The 20,081-nt window shown below is 72.8% G+C and carries 14 protein-coding genes; 4 read left to right on the top strand and 10 right to left on the bottom strand.

Features of this window, described 5'->3' with window-relative positions; translation table 11 throughout:
* Window positions 1-169: 169 nt before the first annotated feature.
* Both ACPA54_RS20265 and abc-f read right to left on the bottom strand, forming a co-directional pair.
* The gene (locus ACPA54_RS20265) at window positions 170-394 is read right to left on the bottom strand and encodes a helix-turn-helix domain-containing protein (RefSeq protein WP_423531706.1); all 225 of its coding nucleotides are present in this window, start codon (window positions 392-394) and stop codon (window positions 170-172) included.
* Window positions 395-713: 319 nt separating this feature from the next.
* Window positions 714-2,312 (bottom strand): ribosomal protection-like ABC-F family protein, encoded by a 1,599-nt coding sequence (gene abc-f, locus ACPA54_RS20260; protein ID WP_423531704.1) that lies wholly within the window; start codon window positions 2,310-2,312, stop codon window positions 714-716.
* A gap of 260 nt (window positions 2,313-2,572) precedes the next feature.
* Here abc-f and ypfJ point away from each other — a divergent pair, with 260 nt between their 5' ends.
* On the top strand, window positions 2,573-3,502 hold the full coding sequence (ypfJ, locus tag ACPA54_RS20255) for a KPN_02809 family neutral zinc metallopeptidase (protein ID WP_423531702.1): 930 nt from the start codon (window positions 2,573-2,575) through the stop codon (window positions 3,500-3,502).
* Window positions 3,503-3,561: 59 nt separating this feature from the next.
* On the opposite strand, the gene ACPA54_RS20250 is transcribed toward ypfJ, so the two are convergent.
* On the bottom strand, window positions 3,562-3,942 hold the full coding sequence (locus tag ACPA54_RS20250) for an ATP-binding protein (RefSeq protein WP_423531700.1): 381 nt from the start codon (window positions 3,940-3,942) through the stop codon (window positions 3,562-3,564).
* A gap of 626 nt (window positions 3,943-4,568) precedes the next feature.
* Here ACPA54_RS20250 and ACPA54_RS20245 point away from each other — a divergent pair.
* The 3 genes from ACPA54_RS20245 (at window position 4,569) to ACPA54_RS20235 (ending at window position 9,216) form a co-directional block, all read left to right on the top strand.
* Window positions 4,569-4,850 carry a DUF6191 domain-containing protein gene (locus tag ACPA54_RS20245; RefSeq protein ID WP_423531698.1) on the top strand — a complete coding sequence of 94 codons (282 nt, stop codon included), beginning with the start codon at window positions 4,569-4,571 and terminating at the stop codon, window positions 4,848-4,850.
* A gap of 207 nt (window positions 4,851-5,057) precedes the next feature.
* Complete coding sequence (locus tag ACPA54_RS20240) at window positions 5,058-8,201, top strand: hypothetical protein (protein WP_423531696.1); 3,144 nt, start codon at window positions 5,058-5,060, stop codon at window positions 8,199-8,201.
* 415 nt (window positions 8,202-8,616) lie between these two features.
* Window positions 8,617-9,216 carry a DUF2889 domain-containing protein gene (locus tag ACPA54_RS20235; protein ID WP_423531694.1) on the top strand — a complete coding sequence of 200 codons (600 nt, stop codon included), beginning with the start codon at window positions 8,617-8,619 and terminating at the stop codon, window positions 9,214-9,216.
* A gap of 121 nt (window positions 9,217-9,337) precedes the next feature.
* On the opposite strand, the gene ACPA54_RS20230 is transcribed toward ACPA54_RS20235, so the two are convergent.
* From ACPA54_RS20230 to tkt, 7 genes are all read right to left on the bottom strand, one after another.
* Entirely contained in the window at window positions 9,338-10,786 is a 1,449-nt protein-coding gene (locus tag ACPA54_RS20230; RefSeq protein ID WP_423531692.1) for an amidase, read from the bottom strand.
* A gap of 290 nt (window positions 10,787-11,076) precedes the next feature.
* Window positions 11,077-11,877 carry a 6-phosphogluconolactonase gene (gene pgl / locus ACPA54_RS20225; RefSeq protein ID WP_423531690.1) on the bottom strand — a complete coding sequence of 267 codons (801 nt, stop codon included), beginning with the start codon at window positions 11,875-11,877 and terminating at the stop codon, window positions 11,077-11,079.
* Window positions 11,874-13,163: a glucose-6-phosphate dehydrogenase assembly protein OpcA gene (gene opcA / locus ACPA54_RS20220; protein ID WP_423531688.1), complete on the bottom strand. Its 1,290-nt coding sequence runs from the start codon at window positions 13,161-13,163 to the stop codon at window positions 11,874-11,876. The genes pgl and opcA overlap by 4 nt, the downstream gene beginning before the upstream one ends.
* Window positions 13,160-14,725 carry a glucose-6-phosphate dehydrogenase gene (gene zwf / locus ACPA54_RS20215; protein ID WP_423531686.1) on the bottom strand — a complete coding sequence of 522 codons (1,566 nt, stop codon included), beginning with the start codon at window positions 14,723-14,725 and terminating at the stop codon, window positions 13,160-13,162. Before zwf ends, opcA begins: the two co-directional genes overlap by 4 nt.
* Window positions 14,722-16,401, bottom strand: a complete 1,680-nt coding sequence (locus ACPA54_RS20210; protein ID WP_423531685.1) for a glucose-6-phosphate isomerase — start codon at window positions 16,399-16,401, stop codon at window positions 14,722-14,724. The genes zwf and ACPA54_RS20210 overlap by 4 nt, the downstream gene beginning before the upstream one ends.
* A gap of 195 nt (window positions 16,402-16,596) precedes the next feature.
* Entirely contained in the window at window positions 16,597-17,706 is a 1,110-nt protein-coding gene (gene tal / locus ACPA54_RS20205; RefSeq protein ID WP_423531683.1) for a transaldolase, read from the bottom strand.
* A 38-nt stretch (window positions 17,707-17,744) separates the two neighbouring features.
* The gene (gene tkt, locus ACPA54_RS20200; RefSeq protein WP_423531681.1) at window positions 17,745-19,835 is read right to left on the bottom strand and encodes a transketolase; all 2,091 of its coding nucleotides are present in this window, start codon (window positions 19,833-19,835) and stop codon (window positions 17,745-17,747) included.
* Between the last annotated feature and the right edge of the window lie 246 nt (window positions 19,836-20,081).

Genomic DNA, 20,081 nt, shown 5'->3' with positions numbered 1-20,081 from the left:
GCATACGGCTAGGCGTCGGAACGGGAAGACCGCGCGGAGGTGCAGGTGCGCGCGGTCCGGTGCTACGTGGTGCGATGTTGTGCGGTGCGATGGTGCGGTGCGGTCTCGTGCCGGGGTGCCGTGGTGCTGTGGCGCCGATCGGCCCGGGCGGTGCGGGGGTCCGGACGGGTCAGGAAGACGCCGCCCTGGCCTTGCCGCGCGTGGCCCCGCCCCTTCCGCGCAGTGCCACCCCGGATTCGCTCAGCATCCGGTGCACGAAGCCGTAGGAACGGCCCGTCTCCTCCGCGAGTGCGCGGATGCTGGCGCCCGAGTCGTACTTTTTCTTCAGGTCCGCCGCGAGCTTTTCGCGCGCGGCGCCGGTCACCCGGCTGCCCTTCTTCAGAGTCTCGGCCACACGTGCCTCCTCATGGGAAGTGCGCTCTGGGTTCCCATGATCACCCCTGGGACGCGGCAAGGCCAGCGATTCCGCACAGCCCGTCGGCCCGGACGGAGCCGCTGTTCAGGCGGTTGGCGGCCAAGATCCACGGTCCGGAACCCCCGCTTCCGCGGGGAATTCCTTGACCGTGTCCGCTGTTGCACGGCAAAGCCGCTGGTCACCTATATGGTTCGCGACCTTGCGCAGCGTGGTTGATCGGGCGGTTGGGCGCGCCCGGCGATCAAGCGGAACCCGCGCTTCCCTTTGTGAGAATTTGGTGTGGGAATCCCGGCGCGCGTCAGGCCAGCGCGACGAGATCCGCGTAATCCGCGTTCCACAGGTCCTCGACGCCGTCCGGCAGCAGGATGATCCGCTCCGGTTGCAGCGCCTCGACCGCGCCCTCGTCGTGGGTGACGAGCACGACGGCGCCCTCGTAGGACCGCAGCGCACCGAGGACCTCTTCGCGGCTCGCCGGGTCGAGGTTGTTGGTCGGCTCGTCGAGCAGCAGGACGTTGGCCGCCGACACCACGAGGGTGGCGAGCGCCAGGCGGGTCTTCTCGCCGCCGGACAGCACGGCCGCGGGCTTGTCGACGTCGTCGCCGGAGAACAGGAACGAGCCCAGCACCTTGCGGACTTCCACGAGGTCCATGTCCGGCGCCGACGAACGCATGTTCTCCAGCACGGTGCGCTCGGGGTCGAGCGTCTCGTGCTCCTGCGCGTAGTAGCCGAGCTTGAGGCCGTGGCCCGGCTCGACGCGGCCGGTGTCGGGCGTCTCGACGCCCGCGAGCAGCCGCAGCAGGGTGGTCTTGCCGGCGCCGTTGAGACCGAGGATGACGACGCGCGAGCCCTTGTCGATGGCCAGGTCGACGTCGGTGAAGATCTCCAGCGACCCGTACGACTTGGACAGCTCCTGCGCCATCAGCGGCGTCTTGCCGCACGGCGCGGGCTGCGGGAAGCGCAGCTTGGCGACCTTGTCGGACTTGCGCACGGCCTCCAGGCCGGACAGCAGCTTCTCGGCGCGGCGCGCCATGTTCTGCGCGGCGACGGTCTTGGTGGCCTTCGCGCGCATCTTGTCGGCCTGCGACATGAGCGTCGCGGCCTTCTTCTCGGCGTTGTCGCGCTCGCGCTTGCGGCGGCGCTCGTCGGTCTCGCGCTGCTGGAGGTAGGCCTTCCAGCCGACGTTGTAGACGTCGATGGCGGTGCGGTTCGCGTCCAGGTGGAAGACCTTGTTGACGCACGCCTCGACGAGGTTCACGTCGTGGCTGATGACGATGAAGCCGCCCTTGTACGTCTTCAGGAAGTCGCGCAGCCACACGATCGAGTCGGCGTCGAGGTGGTTCGTCGGCTCGTCGAGGAGCAGCGTGTCGGCGTCCGAGAACAGGATGCGGGCGAGTTCCACGCGACGGCGCTGGCCGCCGGACAGGGTGCGCAGCGGCTGGGCGAGGATCCGGTCGGGCAGGCCGAGGCTGGCCGCGATGGTCGCGGCTTCGGCCTCGGCGGCGTAGCCGCCCTTGGTGAGGAACTCGGTCTCCAGGCGCGCGTAGCGGCGCATCGCCTTGTCGCGGGCTTCGCCGGAGGCGGACGACATGGTCTGCTCGGCGGCGCGCATGCCGCTGATCGCGGCGTCGAGGCCGCGCGCGGACAGGATGCGGTCGGTGGCCAGCACCTCGAGGTCGCCGGTGCGCGGGTCCTGCGGCAGGTAGCCGACCTCGCCGGAGCGGGTGATCGTGCCGCCGGCCGGCTGGGTCTCCCCGGCGAGGGTCTTGGTGAGGGTGGTCTTGCCGGCGCCGTTGCGGCCGACAAGGCCGATGCGGTCGCCGGCGGCGACCCGGAAGCTGGCGGATTCGAGGAGGATGCGGGCGCCCGCGCGCAGTTCGACGCCGGTGGCAGTGATCATCTGGGGGTCGTGACTCCTGGTTGGGCCGAGTGATGGTCGGCATCCGGGGGGTGGGGGCGGTGGGAAGGCGGCGGGCCTATCCCCGTGGGCACACCCCGCGGTCACGCAGGGGATTGGAAGTCTCGACCATACGCAGCAGTCTAACGGGAGCGTGTCGTCGCCTATTCCCGCGTACGGCGACGCGAGATGATCACCCGAGTTGCGCCTTTGCGGCGTTTTCCGGATTTTCCGCATCACGGCTCTTCGGCGGGTGGTCGGCCATGCAGTTCAACGACGACGAGAACCTCGACACCTCGCAGATCGAGGACGCCCGCGGCGCGCGCGGCCAAGGCGGGCGGGGCGGGAGCGTGCTCGGCGGTCTCGGCGGGCCCGGCCTGAAGATCGGCGGCGGCGCGGGGATCCTCGTGCTGGTCGTGGCGCTGATCTTCGGCATCAGCCCGGACCATCTGGGGCTGACCGACGGCGGCGGCTCGTCGGGCGGCGCGCCCGCGGACAACCGGGCGCTCGCCGACTCGTGCAGGTCCGGGCGGGACGCGAACGCCCGCGACGACTGCCGGATCGTCGCGGTGGTCAACAGTGCCCAGGCGTACTGGCCGACGGCGCTCGCGGCCCGCAACTCCCGCTACACGAATGCCCCGACGCGGTTCTTCACGGGCTCCGTGACCACCGCGTGCGGCGGCGCCACGTCCGCGGTGGGGCCGTTCTACTGCCCCGCGGACAAGAAGGTCTACATCGACCTCGGCTTCTTCTCCGACCTGCGCACCAAGTTCGGCGCCAAAGGCGGCCCGTTCGCGGAGGCGTATGTCATCGCGCACGAGTACGGCCACCACATCCAGAACCTCACGGGCCAGATGGCCAAGGTCGGCAACGACCGGCAGGGCCCGCAGAGCGGTGCGGTGCGGCTCGAACTCCAGGCCGACTGCTACGCCGGTGTCTGGGCGAAGAACGCCACGCGCACGCCCGCGAACGGCGGGCAGCCGCTGATCACGCAGCTGACCGACCGGGACATCGCCGACGGCCTCGACGCGGCCGCGGCCGTCGGCGACGACCGGATCCAGCAGGAGTTCCAGGGCCGGGTGAACCCCGAGTCGTGGACGCACGGTTCTGCCGCGCAGCGGCAGCAGTGGTTCACCACCGGCTACCGCAGCGGCGACATGGCGGCGTGCGACACGTTCTCCGGACGGATCTGACGCGGCGATCCGACGGTGCACGGACGGCCGGGCGGGTGATCCGGGTCACCGCCCGGTCATCACGGGGCGACGGCGACGTCGCACCACACCTCCTTGCCGCCCGGCACCACGCGCGAGCCCCACGCCTCGGCGAGCGTCTCCACCAGGAACAGGCCCCGCCCGTGCTCCTCGGCCGCGGACACCGGGGTGCGCGGGCGCGGCAGCACCGGGCCCGCGTCGGTGACCGCGATGCGCAGCGCCCGGTCCGCGCGCCGGAGTTCGAGCGTCACGGTGCCCGAGTGCGGCGAGTGCAGCACCGCGTTGGTGACGAGTTCGGAGACGAGCAGCTCCAACGTGTCGAGCGGATCGGCCGCGACGGAGCCGCGGACGCAGCCGCGCAGCGCGTGCCGGGCGCGCGGCACCGCGTCCACCGACGCGGGCAGGTGCAGGCGCAGCACCACGTCGGGCGACGTACGGCCCCCCGGCACAATCCCGCCGCCGACTCCGGAGGTCGGCGGCGGTGGGGTGGCCGCGGTCGCCGCGGCGAGGCCGGGCGGCTGCTGCCGGCCAGGTATGTGCGCGGCGGGACCGGCCGCGCCGTTCGGCGTTTCGGTGTGCGGGTCGGTCGGCAGGTCGACCCGGTGATGCGCGGGGACCGGAACAGGGCCGTGGATCGGTGACGTCGGTGTTGCCGGTGATACCGGTGATGCGGACCTGGACTCCCCGTGCTGCCGCAGTGGTGCGGTCTCGCCCACAACTCCCCCTGAGTCGCCGGATGGTGCGCTGGTCGTGCGGCCGGCAGCGCCGCCCGGCCCGGGTCGGTGGACCCGGATCGCCCGCGCCGGCACGTGTCGGCGGTTTTGTCGACGCGGTGTCGGCGACGATGCCTTTGATAGTGAGATCGACTTGCGGGACGCCGTCGAAACCTGGTTGGCCGGACAAGACCCGGAACGGGGTGCCGCGGCAGGGGCGTACGGCAGCGTCGGGGGGCCGGGGGTGTGCGCCCGGCGCGTTGTGGGAGCGCGGGCGCGTACCGTGGTCGGGAGGGCACGCGTACGGCGGAAGGCGGACCGTGATGTTCGGCGGCATGGGCCTGTTCGAGGAACTCTTCAGCCCGGGTGCCAAGCACCGGGACGACGAGCGGAACCGCCTGACCGTGGCCCGCGACGACGACCAGGAGAACGGCGGCCCCGGGCCGATCGACTTCAAGCGCGGCGTCGTGGTGATACGGGTCCCGGCCAAGCCCGCCGCCGCGGCGGACGCCGCGGACGCCGCCGCGGCGGCCGACCCCGACGGCGGCGAAGCCGGGGAGGACGCCGGGGATTCCGCCGGAACGATCACCGGCGGGAGCGGTCCCCCGGGGGTGTGACCAGCGCAACCGCGGCCGGGTCGGGACGCGTACGGACAGTCGGGCGACGGGCCCGCACGGGAACCAACCGGGGGGCCGCGACGTCCCGCATCCCGGGTGGGGCGTACGGTGCCTCCGCCCTGTGCCGATCGCCCGGCGGGCGCTACCGTCGGCACCACAAGGGGCAGAACAGCGGCGAGAGTAGCGTCCGCGACACGGAGGAACCGCATGCAGCCACGGCTCGAGGCGACCTTGGCCGACTTCGTCCCGGCCTTGCGCTTCCTATCGCCCGACCGCGTGAACCGGCATCTCGGCCACCCGGATCTGCCGCCCGCGTGGTGGACCAGCGTGCCCGTGTCCCGTGCCGTCGACGCGATCGGCGCCGCCGAACTGCCGACCCGCCTCGCCGACCTCTCCTATTCGGAACTGCGCCACATGCGGCTCGGCGACCTGCTGCCGGCCGCATGGGTCGCGCGCAACGAGTTCAAGCTGTCCCAGTGGCCGGACGGCGCCCGCACCGACGTGCTGGTGCGTACCCCGGACTGGGCGGACCTGCTGACCGCCACCGTGCAGGAGATCGGCGACTGGACGCAGATCGGCACGTCCACGGTGCGCCCGGTGATCACCCAGCTCTTCGCCGAGGTGCTCGGGCTGCTGCCCGCCGACGAGCGCACCGGAGTGGGGATCCCGGCGGTGCGGACGGAGGACGCCGCCCCGGCGCGCGAGGACGCGCGGCCGGACGCGCGGGATGAGGCACCCGCGGCCTTCGCGGCCGAGGCCGCCCCCGACGACGCGGCACACGAGGCCGCGGACGACGAGGACGCCCCGAAGAAGCCGCGCGGCGTGCGGATGGGCAAGCGCGGCGGGGCACCGGTGGTGGACTTCCTCGTCGACGGCCCGGGCCCGTCGGCGCATGCCGACGCAGACGCGGACACCGAGGACACCGAAGAGGGGTCTGCGGACGACGACTCCGGTCTCGAACCGGTCAGCGACCTGCTCGATGCGATCGAAGACGAACTCCGTCCGGTGACCATGCCGCCGCCGCCGACCGGCGACCTGGCCGCGGTGGTGCGCTGGCTCGCCGAAGAAGCCCCCGACGTGCCGCTGATGTCGGAACTGGCGCGCGTCACGCTCGAGACCACCGCGGTCGTCGGTGCGGACTCGGCGCCGCCGGAGGTCCGCGCCGCGCTCCAGGTGCTGATGGGCCTGGTGCCCGAAACGCTGCTGCCGGAGGGGCTGGACTTCTCCGACGACGCGCTGGAGGTGCCCGGGACGGATCTCGAAGATCCGTACGATGCCCCGGAGATGACGGTCATGCTGAGCGCGGCGGCACGTCCCGCGGTGCGGCCCGACCGGGAGGCCGACGACGAGGCCGGCAGCACTTCCGACGCCGCTTCCGACCGTGCTGCGGATCGCGCCCGCGACGGCGGTCCGGCCGACGATGCGCCCGACACGCAGGACGCGGCCGCGTCCGCAACGCCGTTCGTCGGTGCCGACGACATGACCGTGTTCGCGATGCCGGCCGCCCGGCCGGTCCCCCCGCTTCCGGTCGACGAGGACGACGACGCTGCCGTGCGGGCCCCGGCGCCCGCCGTGGAAGCGGACGAGGACGACGTCCCCGACCCCGTGGACGCGTTCGGCGAGGTGCCGCCCGTCACCCGCGAGGACATGCCCGCCATGCCGCAGCGCGCCCCGGAACCGGCGCCCGCCGACCCGGACGTCGAGGCGATCGACGCATTCGGCGAGGTGCCGCCGATGACGCGCGACGACGTGCCGATCCTCGGCAAGTCCCGCGCTCCGGCAGCCGCCGCCGAGCCGACCGTGTTCGTGCCCGCCGCCAACGCCACGGAGGCGCCGGAGTCCGCGGTCCCCGAGGCCGCGCTGCCGACCGCGCCCGTGGCACGTCCGAAGCTCCGCAAGCGGAAGCCGACCCCGACCGTCGAGGAGGCGGAGGCCGCCGCGGCCGACTCGGCGTCCTACCCGCCGCGGCCCAGTGCCCCGCCGCCGATCCCGCCGATGCCGTCCACGCCGCCGCCCGGCTCCGGGTCGCCGCACGCGGTGCCACCCCACTCGGTACCGGCGGACTCCGTGCCGATCGACGAGGCCGAGACGGTGGACGCCGACCCGGACGACACGAGCGTGCCCGCGCCCGGCAACATCGTCATGGTGCTGGCCGCGTGGTTCGCGGGCCGCGAGCCGCGCTGGCGCGCCCTCGCCCGGGACCGCATGTTCACCGACTCGCCGCGCGACCTGGAGTCGCTGGCCACCGAGTTCGGCAAGAGCCCGGCCGAGGTCGAGGCCCTGGAGACCGCGCTGCGGCGGCACCTGGAGGGGCAGCTCGCGCAGCCGGGCGGCGGCAAGGTCCGCGCCCACCTCCGGCAGGTGCAGGACGACTTGGGCCCGGTGGCGACCGTCGCGGAACTCCGCGACGCGGACAGCCGGCACACCGCGACGGTGCCCGGGCTGAACGTCCAGCTGTGGCAGGTCGTGCGGGGTCTGCTCGACCTGCACACCACCGCGGACGGCTGGGTGGTGGCCGGGGCGCCGGGCGAACTCGCGTCGCGTACCTCGGAGATCGTCGGCGGGGCGTGTGAGCGCGCCGGGGCGGCCGGGGTGCCGCTGAGCCAGGTCGACGCGCCGCTGCGCGGACTCGGCATCCGCTCGAAGGTGCAGGAGCCGTGGATCGCCCGCCTGGACGGCTTCCGGGTCGCCGACGGGGTGGTGCGGCTCTGGCATTCCGCCGAAGCGGCTCCGGCGGCGTCTTCCGCGCCCGAGCCGGGGTACGACCCGGATGCCGAGGCGACGGTCGAGGTGGCCTCGGCCGCCGAGCCGCCGGCCGCGGCGTACGACGCGTCGCCCGCCGACTCCGCCCGCTGCTTCCGGGACGAACGCGGCCTGTGGTGGTACCGCGTCGACGTCGACACGGCACTGCTGGACGGCGAGCACCTGCCGCTGCCCGCCGCGTTCGTGACCGCGCTGGGACTGCGGCCGGGCGGCAGCGTCCGCCTGCACCACGCGGCGGGTCCGGCGGCGCTGCGCTGGGAGGACCACCCGTACTGCGTGTCCCTGCGCACCGTCCTGACGGGCATCGGCGCGGAAGCCGGCGACATGGTGTTCATCGGCTCGGTCAGCCAGGGCCGCCTGGAGACCCGCCTCCTCGACGGCGACGGCAAGCTCCGCCTCCCGCGCTGGGCCCGCGCCCTCCGCCACACCGGCGTCGACCCGGTCCCCGACCAGGTCAACCTTCCCGCCCTGCTCGGCGCCCGCCTTGGCCTCCCCGACGGCTGCGACCTGAAGGACGTCCTGAAGCGCCTCCAGGAACGCGGCGACACCGACGTCCTGGAACTCCTGGGCGTGGCCCAGGCCAGGTGACAACGCGCACAGACGAAGGCCCGGCGGCCACCCGATCACGGGTCAGCCGCCGGGCCTTCCGGCGTCCGGGGCCAGACGCGACGGGGCGCGACGGGGCGCGGCAACGGACGAGCGCGGGATCGCTGCCGGGTGCGGCGGGGCGGCGCGAGAAGGGGACCACCCCCCGCCCGCCCCCCGAACCGCGCGACGCGGACTCGTCCGCGGCCCGCGCAGCTTCGCCCCGCCGCGCTCGCCCCGCCGCGCGTCCGCACTCGGCCTGCCACTCTCGCCCCGCGCTCGCTGCCGCCCTCCCCGTCATGCCCCTGGGCTGCCCGCCCGCCTCTCCCCACCCCGCGTGCCGGATAGTTGTATGCGTCAGGCAAGATTCCGCACCGAGACCGCGCCACCCCCGGGAGGGGCGCAGGAAAGGGGCGACATGGCCGAGCGAGTACCGCTGCCCGTGCACCGGCGCATGCTGACATTCGACGCATTCGAGGAAGGCGACGGCATCCTCGTCACCGCGGCGCTGCGGGACGAGCGGCCGTGGCAGACCGACGCGCGGGCCGTGTTGCACCACATGCAGCTCGACGTGCGGGTCCGCAAGGCCGACATGGTGATCGTCGGCGCGACGGCCGACATGCTGAGCTTCCCGCACGTGGAATGCCCGCTGATCGCCCCGAAGTTCGAGGAGCTGGTCGGTCTGCGGATCGGCTCCGGGTTCAACACCAAGCTGCAGGAGAAGTTCCGCGGCGTGTCCGGCTGCTCGCACCTGTTCGAGTTGTCGCGGGCGCTGGGCTCCGCGGTGTTCCAGAGCATGATGTCGAGCAACATGCGGGCGCGGCTGGCGGAGTTCCCCGAGCCCGCCGATCCGCCGGTGATGCCCACGCGCGAGCAGGTCTCGCGGATGGTCGCGCCGATCCGCAACACGTGCCACATCTGGTCCGAAGGCGGCGTCGCGGAGTCGAAGATCCTGCACGGGGTGGACTTGAACCACGGCCCCTACCCGGTCCCCGCCGTGGACGCCGGCTCGGCCTGACGCCCCGCGCCCGGCAGACCGGGGCCGACGAAATGGGCGGCGCCCTGGCGAGTCCGAGGGAACCAATCTCGGACCCGCCAGGGCGCCTACGGGACGGCTCGGGCCGGTGAGCCGCCCCGGGTCAGAGCGCGGGCCGCCGCCCGGCGGTGTAGGCCCACGGCCGCACCGCTTCCAGCGCGGCGCCCACCCGGAACACCATCTCGTCGTCGTACGTCTTGCCGACGATCTGCACGCCCGTCGGCACGCCGTTCGACGCGAAGCCCGACGGCACCGCGAGCACCGGCACGCGGCTGCAGATGTTGAAGGGCAGCGTCAGCGCCATGTCCAGGTACCAGTCGAGTTCCACCCCGTCGACGACGACCTTGGTCTCGGTGTAGTCGTCGTCGGCGCGCAGCGCCGGTATCGCCGTGGTCGGGCAGATCATGGCGTCGAAGCGCTCCAGCAGCGCGCCGAGTTCCGCGTAGATCTTGGCCTCGATGTGCAGGCCGTCCAGGAAGCTGAGGTCGCCGCCGGTGGTCTTCTCGACGAACGCGCGGATGTAGTTGTTGACCAGGTCGGGCGACTCCGCGACGGCCTTGGCCGCGTCCGGGCCCATGATGCCGCCGAAGTGCGCGAGGGCGGCCTGGCGGATCATGTCGAGCGACCAGCCGATCTCGACCTCTTCGACGATCGCGCCCGCGCCGCGCAGCGCCTCCGCGACGGCACGCGTGTTGGCCTCGACCTCGGGGTCGACCGGGTAGCCGCCGAGGTTGACGCAGAGCGCGATGCGCAGGCCTTCGGCGCCCGCGGCACCCTGGAAGGTCTCCGGCAGGTAGAGCTTCGGGCGCAGCGACACGACGTCGCCGGGCCACGGACCGGCGATGGTGTTCTCCAGGAGCGCGCAGTCGGCGACCGTGCGGGCCATCGGGCCGTCGTGGCAGAAGTGGTCGAGGTTCCACGGCGCGATGGCCGGCACGCGGCCGTACGGCGGCTTGAAGCCGACGATGCCGTTGAACGACGACGGGATGCGGATCGAGCCGCCGATGTCGGAGCCGGTGGCCAGCGGCGCGTAGCCGGCCGCCAGCGCGGCACCCGAGCCGCCGGACGAGCCGCCGCAGGAGAACTCCGGGTTCCACGGGTTGCGCGTGACGCCCCACAGCTTGGACTGGGTGAACGCGGCGGCGCAGAACTCCGGCGTGGTGGTGCGGATGTGGATGACGCCACCCGCGTCGGCCACGCGCTGCAGCACCGGGTGGGTGAACTCGGCGATCTCGTCCTTGAGCAGCAGCGAGCCGTCGGTGATCGAGCGGCCTTCCATCGGCTGCTCTTCCTTGGCCGCGACCGGGAGGCCCTCCAGCGGGCGCGGGTCGCCGCCGCCCTTGCCGAGGTAGCGCTGCTCGGACTCGCGCGCCGCGGCGTAGGCCTCTTCTTCGAGGCGCTCGGCGACCGCGTTGACCACCGGCTCGGCCTCGCGGGTCCGGTCCAGGAGGGCGCTCAGAAGTTCGACGGGGGACAGCTCGCGGCTGCGGAACGCGGCCAGGGCGTCGGTGGCCGAGAGGTACGCAAGCTCGGCCGACACGGCAGAGGACACGGTGACTCCTTGCGGGCAGGGGCAGGGGTGACGAGGCCCTGGGTGGTGCGCTGCGAGCCGCGGCGCGGACTCCGTCGGGGCCAGCCTGGCTTTGCGCATCACTGTTGTCAACGGTGTTGATGAAAGCAAATGAAGAAGGGTGGTGTCCACTTCGGGACACCACCCTCCTGCGCCCTCCGAACTCTTCCGAACTCTTCTGAACGCTTCCGGACTCTTCCGAACCGTTCCGAACCGTTCCGAGCCCGGCGGCCCGCGGCGCGGCTGCCCGGTCGAGCAGCCGCGGCCGGCCGCTAAGGCGACGCGATCCGGTTCAGCCCCGGCGGCAGCTGCGCCGCGGCCGCCCGGTCCAGCAGCCACAGCGTGTTGCGCCGGCCGTAGGCTCCCGCCGCCGGGACCTGCACGGCACCGCCGCCCCCCAGCCCCAGCCGCACCGCGCCGGCCTTGTCCGCCCCGGCCGCGAGCAGCCACACGTCCCTGGCGGTGCGGATCGCCGGGAACGTCAGCGTCACCCGGGTCGGCGGCGGCTTCGGAGCGCCGCGCACCCCGACCACCGTCCGCTCCGCCTCGTACACCGCGGGCAGCTCCGGGAACAGCGAGGCCACGTGCGTGTCCGGGCCGACGCCGAACATCGCCACGTCGAACGACGGCACGTCCACCCCGCCGCGCTCCCCCGGTGTCTCGGCGCGCGCCGCCCGGGCCAGCTCCACGGCGTACCGGGCGGCCGCGGCCTCCGGGTCGTTGCCGTCCGGGCCGTCGGACGCCGGCATCGGGTGCACGAACGCCGGGTTCAGCGGCAGCTTGTCCAGCAGTTCGGCCCGCGCCTGCGTCTCGTTGCGCTCCGGGTCCCCGCTCGGCACGAACCGCTCGTCGCCCCACCACACATGCACATGCGCCCAGTCGACCGCGTCCCGCGCCGGGGACTCGGCCAGCTCCCGCATGAGCGCGTTGCCGTTGCGGCCGCCGGTCAGCACGACGTGCGCCACCCCGCGGGCCACCTGCGCGTCCACCAGCCGGGTGATCAGCCGGGCAGCCGCGGCCTGGGCCAGCAGGGTGCCGTCCGCGTGCACGATCACCGCGGGCGGCGCGGTCACGACGAGCCTCCGGTGCGCTTGCGCGCGGTGCCGGACGACCGCGGCTTCGCGGTCTTCTTCGCCGCCGAGCCGGACGAGCCCGACGAGCCGGACGAGCCGGACGAGCCGGACGAGCTTCCGGAGCCGCGCGCCGGGGTGCGCTTGGCGGGCGCCTTCTTCGCCGTCTCCTTCGTGGCGTGCGACTGCTCGGCCTCGTCGGCCGACGCGCGGTGCGCCGCCGCGATGGCCCTCTCGCCGGCGTCCGCCGCCGCGTCGGACACCATGTCCGCCGAGTCCGCCATCGTCGACGCGCCCGGTGCGGCGATGACCGCGATGGTCTCCGCCTCCTGCGCGTGCGCGGCGGTCGCCGCCGGGGACGCCACCACCGAGCCGCCCGCCGCCTTGGCCTCGGCCGCCGCGTGCGCGAGCGTCGTCGCGTACACGTCGTCCGGGTCCAGGCGGCGCAGCTCCTCGGCGATCAGCTCGGCCGCGTCGCGCCGCTTGAGCGCGACGTGCCGGTCCGGCTGGCCCGGCGTGGTCAGCGTGGCCAGCACGCCGTCCGGCCGGGTCACCGCGATCTCGCCGCTGCCCGTGACGAGCCGCGTCGCGGTGATGCCCGGGCCCGCGGTCACCACGCGCTCGACGGGGACGCCGAGCCGGTCGGACAGCCACAGCGCGAGGAGTTCCGCGCTCGGGTTGCCCGCCTTGGCCTCCACGGCGGCGCCGGTGATCCGGTCGTACCGCTGGTCGAGGGCGGCGGCGAGCAGGCTGCGCCACGTGGTGGTGCGGGTCCACGCCAGGTCGGTGTCGCCCGGGGTGTAGCCGGACGCCCGGATCTCCAGCCAGTCCGGACGCCGCGGCGCGGCCACCGCGTCGGTGATCCGCCGCTGCGCGAGGATGCCCAGCGGGTCCGCGCTCGGCGTCTCGGGTGCCTTGCCCGGCCACCACACCACCACCGGGGCGTCCGGCAGCAGCAGCGGCAGCACGACGGACTCGGCGTGGTCGGCGAGTTCGCCGTGCAGCCGCAGGACGACGGTCTCGCCGGCGCCCTGGTCGCCCACCCGCACCTCGGCGTCCAGGCGCGGGTGGATCTCCGCGCCCGGGCGGCCGATGACCACGAGGATTCGCGACGGGTGCTCGCGGGCCGCCTCGGTGGCGGCCTTCATGGCGTCGTACTGGGTGCTCTCGTCGGTGACGATGACGAGGGTCAGCACCATGCCCAGGGCCGGCGAGCCGATGGCGTGCCGGGCCGAGACCAGCGCGGCGTTGACGGCACTGGACTTCGTGTCGGTCAGGTCGATCATCATGGCCGGCGCCAGCTCCGTCCGTCGCGTGCGAGCATCTCGTCGGCGCTGCGGGGGCCCCACGTGCCGGAGACGTAGGTGTCGGGCTTCCCGTGCTTGTCCCAGAACTGCTCGATCGGGTCGAGGATCTTCCAGGACGCCTCGACTTCCTCCCACCGCGGGAAGAGCGGCGCGTCGCCGAGGAGCACGTCGAGCAGGAGTCGTTCGTACGCCTCCGGGCTCGACTCGGTGAAGGACTCGCCGTAGGCGAAGTCCATGTTCACGTCCCGGACTTCCATCGCCGTGCCGGGCACCTTCGAGCCGAACCGCACGGTCATGCCCTCGTCCGGCTGGACCCGGATGACGAGCGCGTTCTGCCCCAGCTCCTCGGTGGCCGTCTCATCGAACGGCAGGTGCGGGGCGCGCTGGAACACCACCGCGATCTCGGTGACGCGGCGGCCGAGGCGCTTGCCGGTGCGCAGGTAGAACGGGACGCCCGCCCAGCGGCGGTTCTCGATCTCCAGCTTGATCGCCGCGTACGTGTCGGTGCGCGACGACGCCGAGATGCCGTCTTCCTCCAGGTAGCCGCGGACCGGCTCGCCGCCCTGCCAGCCGCGCGTGTACTGCGCGCGGACGGTGTGCTTGGCCAGGTCGTCCGGCACCTTGATGGAGTTGAGCACCTTGAGCTTCTCGGCGACCAGCGAATCCGCCTCGAACGACAGCGGCTCTTCCATCGCGGTGAGCGCGAGGAGCTGCAGCAGGTGGTTCTGGATGACGTCGCGGGCCGCGCCGATGCCGTCGTAGTAGCCCGCGCGGCCGCCAATGCCGATGTCCTCGGCCATGGTGATCTGCACGTGGTCGACGTACGACCGGTTCCACAGCGGCTCGAACATCGTGTTGGCGAAGCGCAGCGCCAGGATGTTCTGGACGGTCTCCTTGCCCAGGTAGTGGTCGATACGGAACACCGACGTGGGCGGGAAGACGTCGTCGACGATGTTGTTCAGCTCGACCGCCGTCTTCAGGTCGCGCCCGAACGGCTTCTCGATGACCGCGCGGCGCCACGAGTCGGCGTGCGGCGGAACGGCGAGACCGTGCTTCTTGAGCTGCGCGACCACGACCGGGAAGAACTTCGGCGGCACGGACAGGTAGAACGCGTGGTTGCCGTGCGTGCCCTGCTTCTCGTCGAGTTCCTCGATCGTCCGGCGCAGGTGGTCGAACGCCTCGTCGTCGTCGAAGTCGCCCTGCACGAACCGGAAGCCCTCGGAGAGCTGGCGCCACACTTCCTCGCGGAAGGGGGTCCGGGCGTACTGCTTGACCGCGTCGTAGACGACCTGGCCGAAGTCCTCGTCGGCCCAGTCGCGGCGCGCGAAGCCGGTGAGCGCGAAGCCCGGCGGCAGCAGGCCGCGGTTGGCCAGGTCGTAGATCGCCGGCATGAGCTTCTTGCGGCTCAGGTCGCCGGTGACGCCGAAGATCACCAGACCGGACGGCCCGGCGATACGCGGCAGCCGCCGGTCGCCCGGGTCGCGGAGCGGGTTCGCCGGCCACACCGGGGCCGACTTGGGTGCCGACTTCGGCTTTCCCGTCATGCCGCACCTCCGGCCAAGTCCCGTACGTCCGACAGGAGTTCGGCGAGGCCGTCGGCCGCGTCGAGGAGGTGCAGGCGGAGCACGGGGCGGTCGCGGGACACCAGGGCGCCCAGGTCGCCGAGCGCCTGCGCGCGCTGCAACTGCGCGAAGCTGTACGGCCGTCCGGGCACCGGCAGGTCCGCCGTCACCGCGCTGGTGATCTGCAGGAACGCCCCGGTCTGCGGGCCGCCCTTGTGGAACTGGCCGGTGGAGTGCAGGAAGCGCGGCGCCCAGCCGAACGTCACCTGCTTGCCGCCCAGCGCCTTCGCCAGCAGCGGCCGCAGCTCGGGAGCCGTGGTGTCGCCGAACCGGTCGAGGTACGCCATCACGGCCAGGTAACCGTGCTCCGGCACCGCGGCGAGCAGCTTGGTGAGCGCGGCCTCCACGGTGGACGCGTCGCCGAGGAGCGTGCGGCTTCCGTAGACGGCCATCGCGCCGTCGACGAACGCGGGCTCTTCCTCGGGCAGCGAGCCCTCGTCCTCCAGCGTGGTGAGCAGGCGCCCGGTGTTGTCCTTGGACTCCTGGACGTTGGGCTGGTCGAACGGGTCGATGCCGATGACCCGGCCGGCCACCGCGGTCGCGTACTCCCACAGCAGGAACTGCGCGCCGAGCGGGCCGCTCACGGTGATGTCGCAGACGTCGCAGCCGTGCGTGCCGCCGACGACCGCGGCGCGGACCGCGTCGGACCCGGCGTCGGCGAAGCCCGGCGCGTCGGTGCCCTCGACCACGACGGGGAGGATGCCGCGGCCCTGCTTGCCGGTGGACTCGGCGATCAACTGCTCGGCCCAGTCGCCGAACCCGTGGATGCCGGAGCCGACATCGGCGAGCACCAGCTTGTCGCGACCCGCGACGGCTGCCGCGCCGAGGACGGCACCGAGCAGCAGGCCCGGGTTGTCCTCGTTGCCGGCCAGCGCCGGGGACAGCGCGGCGGCTTCCTCCAGCAGCTTCGCCACGTCGACGCCGGCCAGCGCGCTGGGCACCAAGCCGAACGCGGTGAGCGCCGAGTAGCGGCCGCCGACGCTCGGGTCGGCGAGGACGACGGTGTAGCCGGCGTCCCGCGACGCCTTCTCCAACGGCGAGCCGGGGTCGGTGACCACGACGATCCGCGCGGCGATCTGCTCGGGCGTCAACCCGGCGTCCTGGAAGGCCTGTTCGAAGGCGCGGCGGTGGCTGTCCGTCTCGATGGTGCCGCCGGACTTGCTGGACACCACCACGACGGTGCGGTCGATGCGGTCGTGCAGGGCGCGGCGCACCTGGTCGGCGTCCGTCGTGTCCACCACGGTGAGGGGCTTGCCGTAGGTGGCGGTGACGACCTCCGGGGCGAGCGACGAGCCGCCCATGCCGGCCAGCACCACGTGGTCGAGGCCGTCGGCCTTGACCCGGGCGCGCAGGTCGGCAAGTTGGGGCAGCAGGGCCCGGGAGGAGGACGGCAGGTCGACCCAGCCCAGGCGGATGGTCGCCTCGGGTTCGGCGTCGGGGCCCCACAGGGTCGGATCCGACGCGGACAGCCGCGCGGGGACCTTGTCGGTGATCGAGGACGCGATGACGTCGTTCACGGCCGCGGCGCGGATCAGGTCACCGTCGACGGTGACTTCCACGCCGCCGGCGGTCACGCTTACGTCGAATGCGTGTTGCACGGGCGGTCAGCCCTCCTGTTGGTCTGCGGAGTCTGCTGAAATCATGCCCTGATTGCGTGGATTTCCTCGGGCGGCGCCGCATCCGAACGAGTGAGCGTCCGAATGCCGCGCCGCGCCGGGTACCTCAAGCGCGGGGTGATGAGGGGTCACCCGCGCGGGTGCGTCCCGGCCGGACGGCCGGGACGCACCGGAACGTCACGGCCGCAGCCGGTCCAGCTCGCCCTGCAGCGACTTGAGCAGGTCGTTCCACGAGGCCTCGAACTTCTCGACGCCTTCGTCCTCCAGCTGCTGCACGACCTCGTCGTACGAGATGCCCAGCCCGGCCAGCGCGGCGAGTTCGGCGCGGGACTGGTCGTACGTCCCGTGCACCGCGTCCCCGACGATCTGCCCGTGGTCGGCGACCGCGTCGAGCGTGGCCTCCGGCATGGTGTTCACGGTTCCGGTGACGACCAGGTCGTCCACGTACAGCGTGTCCTTGTACGCCGGGTCCTTCACGCCGGTCGACGCCCACAGCGGCCGCTGCGGGTTGGCGCCCGCCTCGGCCAGCGCCTTCCAGCGATCCGAGGCGATGACTTCCTCGTAGGCCTCGTACGCCAGACGGGCGTTGGCCAGACCGGCCTTCCCGCGCAGCGCCTTGGCCTCGTCCGAGCCGATCTTGTCCAGGCGCGCGTCGATCTCGGTGTCCACGCGGGACACGAAGAACGACGCCACCGACTCGATCGTCGCCAGGTCGATGCCCGCGGCCTTGGCCTGCTCCAGACCGGTCAGGTACGCGTCCATGACCTCGCGGTACCGCTCCAGCGAGAAGATCAGCGTGACGTTGACGCTGATGCCCTCGCCGATCACCGACGAGATCGCGGGCAGGCCCGCCTTCGTCGCCGGGATCTTGATGAACAGGTTGCGCCGGTCCACCAGCCACCACAGCTGGCGGGCCTCGGCGACGGTCGGCTCGGTCCGGTGCGCCAGACGCGGGTCGACCTCGATCGACACGCGGCCGTCGACCTTGTTGCTCTTGATGAACACCGGCTTGAGCACGTCGCACGCGTCGCGCACGTCCGCCGTGGTGATCATCCGGATGGCCTCGTCGACCGTCACGCCGCGCACCGCGAGGTCGCGGATCTGCGCGTCGTAGTCGTCCTTGCCGGAGATCGCCTTCTGGAAGATCGCCGGGTTGGTGGTGACCCCGACGACCCCCTTGTCCCGGACCAGGTCCTGCAGATTGCCCGAGTCCAGGCGCGCCCGGCTCAGGTCGTCGAGCCAGATCGCCACACCCTCGGCGGAGAGGCGACGGAGGTTGTCCGTCATATCGTTCGCTCCCTCAGTGACTTGTGGTGACAACCGGCTCAAGCGCCCGCCGCGCGCAGGGATTCCCGCGCGGCGGTCACCACGGCCTCGGCGGTGATGCCGAACTCCGCGAACAGCGTCTTGAAGTCGGCCGACGCACCGAAGTGCTCCAGCGACACGATCTTGCCCGCGTCGCCCACGATCTCGCGCCAGCCCAGCGCGATACCGGCCTCGACCGACACGCGCGCCTTCACGGCCGGCGGAATGACGTGCTCGCGGTACGCCTGGTCCTGCGCGTTGAACCACTCGACCGACGGCATGGACACGACCCGCGTCGGGATGCCCTCCGCCTCCAGGGTCTCGCGCGCCTGCATGGCGAGCTGCACCTCGGAGCCGGTGCCGATCAGCACGATCTGCGGCAGGCCGCTGGACGCCTCGGCCAGGATGTAGCCGCCGCGGGCGGTGCCCTCGGCGCTGTTGTGCTCGTCGCGCTCGAACGTCGGGACGTCCTGGCGGGTGAGCAGGATGCCGGCCGGGCGGTCGGTGTGCGACAGGATCGTGCGCCACGCGACGGCGACCTCGTTGGCGTCCGCCGGACGGACCACGTCCAGGCCGGGGATGGCGCGCAGCGCGGCGGCGTGCTCGATCGGCTGGTGGGTCGGACCGTCCTCGCCGAGGCCGATCGAGTCGTGCGTCCACACGTAGGTGACCGGCAGCTTCATGAGCGCGGCCAGGCGGACGGCCGGACGCATGTAGTCGGAGAACACCAGGAAGGTGCCGCCGTACACGCGGGTGCCGCCGTGCAGCGCGATGCCGTTCATGGTCGAGCCCATGGCGTGCTCGCGGATGCCGAAGTGGATCGTGCGGCCGTACGGGTCGGCCGACTTCAGCGGGTTGCCCGCGGGCAGGAACGAGCTGGACTCGTCGATCGTGGTGTTGTTCGACTCGGCCAGGTCGGCGCTGCCGCCCCACAGCTCCGGCACGACCTCGCCGAGCGCCTCCAGCACCTTGCCGGACGCCTTGCGGGTGGCCATCGCCTTGCCGCCCTCGAACGCCGGGATCGCCTTCTCCCAGCCGTCCGGCAGCTGCCGCTTGGCCACGCGGGCGAACGTCTCGGCGCGCTGCGGGTTCGCCTTCTTCCACGCGGCGAACCGCTCGTCCCAGGCGGCGCGCGCGGCACGGCCGCGGTCGACGACCTTGCGGGCGTGCGCGAGCACGTCGTCGGACACCTCGAAGGTCAGCTCCGGGTCGAAGCCGAGGATCTTCTTGGTCGCCGCGATCTCGTCGGCACCCAGCGCCGAACCGTGCGACTTGGCGGTGTTCTGCGCGTTCGGCGCGGGCCACGCGATGGTGGTGCGCAGCGCGATCATCGTCGGGCGGCCGGTCTCGGCCTGGCCCGCGCGGAGCGCGGCGTACAGGGCCTCGACGTCGATGTCGCCGTTCGGGAGCGGCTCGACGCGCAGGGTGTGCCACCCGTACGCCTCGTAGCGCTTGAGGACGTCCTCGCTGAACGCCGTCTCGGTGTCGCCCTCGATCGAGATGTGGTTGTCGTCGTACAGCGCGACGAGGTTGCCCAGCTTCTGGTGGCCCGCGAGCGAGCTGGCCTCGGAGGAGATGCCCTCTTCGAGGTCGCCGTCGGAGACGATCGCCCAGATGGTGTGGTCGAACGGCGACGCGCCTTCGGCGGCCTCCGGGTCGAACAGGCCGCGCTCGTAGCGGGCGGCCATGGCCATGCCCACCGCGTTCGCGATGCCCTGGCCCAGCGGGCCGGTGGTGGTCTCGACGCCCGCGGTGTGGCCGTGCTCGGGGTGGCCCGGCGTGCGACTGCCCCAGGTGCGGAACGACTTGAGGTCGTCGAGGGTGAGGCCGTAGCCCGAGAGGTACAGCTGCGTGTACAGCGTCATGCTGGTGTGGCCCGGCGACAGCACGAAGCGGTCGCGGCCGGCCCAGTCAGGGTCGGTCGGGTCGTGCTTGAGGAGCTTCTGCCAGATCAGGTAGGCAGCGGGGGCGAGGCTCATCGCCGTCCCCGGGTGGCCGTTGCCGACCTTCTGCACGGCATCCATCGCGAGAACACGGGCGGTGTCCACGGCACGCTTGTCGAGGTCGGTCCACTCCAGCGTCACGCTGTCGTTGGTCGGCTTGGTGCTCACCCTTGCTCAGGGCTCCTTCCGGGGGTTTTCCGGTTGATCGCCTCGCACGGGTCGGCTTGCCCGCGGGCGGAAACGGCACACGACGAGCCTACCGGGGGCGGGCCCGGCTCTCGCGTCGGACGGGGGCGGGAAGCGCGTGCAGTACAGCACGTCGCGCCGGTCGGCGAGGACGCAACGCGCGCGGGTGGCCCCCGCGGCAGGAGGGCCCTGGCGAGGGACTACAGTTCTCTGCTAGTTCATATCCGC

The sequence above is a fragment of the Uniformispora flossi genome, assembly GCF_049534875.1.
GTDB lineage: Bacteria > Actinomycetota > Actinomycetes > Streptomycetales > Streptomycetaceae > Yinghuangia > Yinghuangia aomiensis.
Note: the sequence above shows the minus strand (reverse complement) of the source record. Positions and strands in the feature narration are given on the sequence as shown.

What these genes read in the sequence shown, in the direction of transcription:
- zwf (WP_423531686.1), bottom strand. Translation starts at nt 14,725, where the DNA reads ATGACGGGAAAGCCGAAGTCGGCACCCAAGTCGGCCCCGGTGTGGCCG.
- tal (WP_423531683.1), bottom strand. Translation starts at nt 17,706, where the DNA reads ATGACGGACAACCTCCGTCGCCTCTCCGCCGAGGGTGTGGCGATCTGG.
- ypfJ (WP_423531702.1), top strand. Translation starts at nt 2,573, where the DNA reads ATGCAGTTCAACGACGACGAGAACCTCGACACCTCGCAGATCGAGGAC.
- ACPA54_RS20235 (WP_423531694.1), top strand. Translation starts at nt 8,617, where the DNA reads ATGGCCGAGCGAGTACCGCTGCCCGTGCACCGGCGCATGCTGACATTC.
- opcA (WP_423531688.1), bottom strand. Translation starts at nt 13,163, where the DNA reads ATGATGATCGACCTGACCGACACGAAGTCCAGTGCCGTCAACGCCGCG.
- abc-f (WP_423531704.1), bottom strand. Translation starts at nt 2,312, where the DNA reads ATGATCACTGCCACCGGCGTCGAACTGCGCGCGGGCGCCCGCATCCTC.
- ACPA54_RS20240 (WP_423531696.1), top strand. Translation starts at nt 5,058, where the DNA reads ATGCAGCCACGGCTCGAGGCGACCTTGGCCGACTTCGTCCCGGCCTTG.
- ACPA54_RS20245 (WP_423531698.1), top strand. Translation starts at nt 4,569, where the DNA reads ATGGGCCTGTTCGAGGAACTCTTCAGCCCGGGTGCCAAGCACCGGGAC.